The organism is Paraburkholderia sp. BR13439, assembly GCF_040948805.1.
Lineage (GTDB): Bacteria > Pseudomonadota > Gammaproteobacteria > Burkholderiales > Burkholderiaceae > Paraburkholderia > Paraburkholderia youngii.
In genome coordinates this window covers 1-517 of record NZ_JBFPKN010000148.1, presented here as the reverse complement: position 1 = coordinate 517, position 517 = coordinate 1, and the positions used below count along the sequence as shown (strand labels likewise).

Sequence of the window (517 nt, the reverse complement as noted above, 5' to 3'; positions counted from 1 at the left end):
TCACCGGAGACATGCACAGCATCAACAAGATGAATTTCGCGGCCATGTACTGGTTCGAGATGGACTTTGCGCCGCGCTTCACCAACCTGCAAGCACAGCTAAAACATCTGTTTTGCGGCGACGACATCGAGCAGTACGACAATTTCCTGATCAAACCCGCTGGACAGATCGACTTGCTCGCCATCTGCGACGATCCGTGTGTCTTCGAACAGATCATCGCGTCACTCAGCGTGAAGGAAATGAGCCAGCAGGCACTGGTTCGCAAGCTTTGCGCATTGTCTCCACGTCACCGCACGCGCCGTGCCGTCTTCGAGTTCGATAAACTCGTGCGCAGCATCTACACGCTGCGCTACATGCGCGACCCGCAACTGCAGCGCAACGTCCATCGTTCGCAGAACCGGATCGAAGCGTATCACGCGCTGCGCGGCTTCATCGCCGAGGTCAGTGGCAGAAAGCACCTGATCGGCAAGACCGATCACGACATTGCGATCAATAACGAGTGCGGCCGGCTGCTGGC

1 protein-coding gene is annotated in these 517 nt (G+C 57.1%); it reads left to right on the top strand.

Annotated elements, in window-relative coordinates; translation table 11 throughout:
- Nucleotides 1-11: 11 nt before the first annotated feature.
- Nucleotides 12-517: Tn3 family transposase (locus AB3X96_RS42635; protein ID WP_368594426.1), on the top strand; the 506-nt coding region annotated here is incomplete at its 3' end.